Raw genomic sequence first — 3032 nt, 5'->3', positions numbered from 1 at the left:
ACTGCAAGGAGTTCACCCCGATGCAAGTCTCCTACATCCTCTACTTCCTCGGTGAACCCTAACCCTGTTCCGCCACATCTGAAAATGAACCAACAAAAGGTACTTCTACCTGAAGACATCATGTAATAGGAAAAAGGTCTATACACCCTTTTGTCGAGGTGTATAGACCCTTGGAACAACCGCAAAGTATGGGTTGATAATTATTTTTCAGATGATCAATTAATTTTCTTCCTCTTTGGTCAGGAAGAAACTAAATCTTTACTTTTTTACCTTTTTACTTTTTTACCTTTAAAAAATCCCAGAAAAAGCTTGCAGGTTTGGAAATAAAGTCGTAACTTTGCGGTATTGTTTTTAAACAGAATGGTTATGAAGTACTTAGATCCTAAGGCAGACCTTACGTTCAAGAAGATATTCGGCAATCATCCTAAAAGACTGATCAGTCTTCTGAACGCCCTCCTGCCACTCAGCGACGAGGAGCAGATACGCGAAATCAAGTATCTGCCAACAGAACTTGTGCCCCAGCTCGAAGGGGGCAAGAACACCATAGTGGATGTACTCTGCACAGATGTCAGAGGCAGGAAGTTCTGCGTGGAAATGCAGATGGAATGGTCTGACGCATTCCAGCAGCGAGTATTGTTCAATGCATCCAAGCTCTATGTAAGCCAGGCTAAAAAGGGAGGAAAATACAGCGAACTCCAACCAGTATATTCCTTGAATCTTGTGAATGATATCTTTGCGCATGATACTCCAGATTTCATCCACAACTACCGCATCGTGCACGATAAGGATAGCAATAAGGTCATCGAAGGCTTGCATTTCACCTTCATTGAACTCCCTAAGTTCACTTCTCATTCCATTGCCGATAAGCGCATGATGGTCTTGTGGCTCCGTTTCCTGACAGAAATCAATTCCAACACGAAGGAGATTCCTTCCGACCTGCTCAATGATCCGGAGATTGGAAAAGCCGTAGAAGATCTTGAAGTTTCCGGCTTTACGGATGCCGAGCTCAGAGCCTATGACAAGTTTTGGGATTCGGTAAGTGTTGAAAGAACCCTTCTGGATGACAGATATCAGAAAGGCATAGAAGAAGGCATGTCCCAGCGAAGCCTTGAAATTGCCAGGAAGATGCTGGCAAAAGGTATGGATGAAGCGTCTATCATGGATATGACGGGGCTGACGGCAGAGGAGATAAAGCTGCTGAAAGCAGAGATGTAGATTACGAATATCACCATATAATTAAGGGCCTATACACCCTTTTGTCGAGGTGTATAGACCCTTGGAACAACCGCGAAGTTGAGTGGTAAAGGAGTAAGTTCGGTGCAACGAGTGAAGCGATTACTAAAAGTACAATCATCGCAATAATACTATTGATTTTACGTTCTTTCCAAAGAAAGGGGTTGTGCAATAGCGGCTTAAAGGCTAAAAGCACTACCTTTGCAAATAAAAATGTGTTAAGCAATGAACATAAGTATAAATAAATTATCACATATAATATTCATATTTATCACGTTGGCCTCACTGACTATCGTGATTTCATGTTCGAGTGAAGAAAAAATTGTTGTTCAAAAGGAAGAAAATGAACAAACAGTCATAATGTTTTTCCCTTGGAGTTCAAATTTGTTACCTTATTTTCAACAAAACATAAAAGATTTTTCTAAAAGTATAGAAGAAAGAGGCTCACAAAATGCACGAGTCATGGTCTGTTTAGCTACAACGCCAAATACTGCGGATCTCATGGAATTAAAGTATGATAATGGAAGTTGTATCGTTGAGAATATTAGAACTTATGACAATCAAAGATTTACTTCGCAAGAGGGTATTTCTAATATATTGAAGGCTATAAAAGAATATGCGCCTGGAAAGAAATATGGATTAATTATCGGCTGCCATGGAATGGGATGGTTGCCAGTAATTCATACAAAATCCAATGAAACTCAAAAGATATTTCATTATAATGTAAGTAATGGCCCAATGACAAGATATTTCGGTGGATTAACACAAGAATATCAAATAGAAACGTCTGTCTTGGCTCAAGCAATTTTAGAGTCCGGAATTACTATGGAATATATACTATTTGATGATTGCTATATGTCTTCAATCGAGGTTGCATATGATTTAAAAGATGTCACGAAATATTTAATAGCTAGTCCCACTGAAGTAATGGCATATGGATTCCCATATCATGAATGTGGGAAATATCTTATAGGAAATGTTGATTATGAGGGAGTTATTCAAGCATTTTATGAGTTTTATAGTCAATATACATATCCATATGGTACAGCAGCCGTTACGAATTGTCAAGAATTAGAACAATTGGCAAATATTGTGAAAAGAATTAATATCGAAAATCAAAATAATAATATATCAGCAAATAGTATCCAGGTAATGGATGGATATACTCCGACTATTTTCTTTGATTTTGAAGACTATATTAATAAGATTTGTAATGATATTGTGCTTCTTGATGAATTTTCAAATCAATTGAGGAAAACAATATTATTCAAATGTCATACTCCACAATACTATTCTGCTTTTAAAGGAATATTGCCCATTAATCATTTTTCTGGTATTACTACTTCTGATCCTAGTAGTAATAGACTTTCAAATCCAAAAATATATACACGATGGTACAATGCCACCCATTAATTTGTATGAATTGGGATTCGATAAAGTCTATATTAAAATTATCAATTCCTCTAATCTCCACCAAGTCTGTGTTATATTGATGTTTGTTGTCATATAGCCTTGAATTAAATTTATTTGCGGTTCCAGGAGCTGAAGGGAAGTTCTCGTTTCTTCACCTTTTTGTCGCTCCCTTTTCCGACATTTTTCTTGCCGTGCCATAGTCGGAGGAAGTTAGTCTGAGGTACGAGGACTGTCTTTCTTCGACGACGGCTAACTGCACCTTCTGCACTGTTAGAGCGTGTGGAGCTTACTTGCGAAAGTTCAGTGGGCTTATAAACTCTAGAAAAAAAAGAATCTATGAAAAAGTATGATAAACTATGAGCAAGTATGAGCAACTGTGAGTTGAC

General features: G+C 37.8%; 2 protein-coding genes. Both read left to right on the top strand.

Features of this window, described 5'->3' with window-relative positions:
• Positions 1–360 precede the first annotated feature (360 nt).
• Positions 361–1215, top strand: coding sequence for an Rpn family recombination-promoting nuclease/putative transposase (locus tag KSW37_RS15315; RefSeq protein WP_254368699.1), 855 nt, complete (start codon positions 361–363; stop codon positions 1213–1215).
• Between the two features lie 243 nt (positions 1216–1458).
• The gene (locus KSW37_RS15310) at positions 1459–2646 is read left to right on the top strand and encodes a clostripain-related cysteine peptidase (RefSeq protein ID WP_217315307.1); all 1188 of its coding nucleotides are present in this window, start codon (positions 1459–1461) and stop codon (positions 2644–2646) included.
• Positions 2647–3032 lie beyond the last annotated feature (386 nt).

It is taken from the genome of Segatella copri, assembly GCF_019127135.1.
Lineage (GTDB): Bacteria > Bacteroidota > Bacteroidia > Bacteroidales > Bacteroidaceae > Prevotella.
The sequence above is the reverse complement of the archived record's forward strand: the minus strand, read 5'-3'. Positions and strand labels throughout refer to the sequence as shown.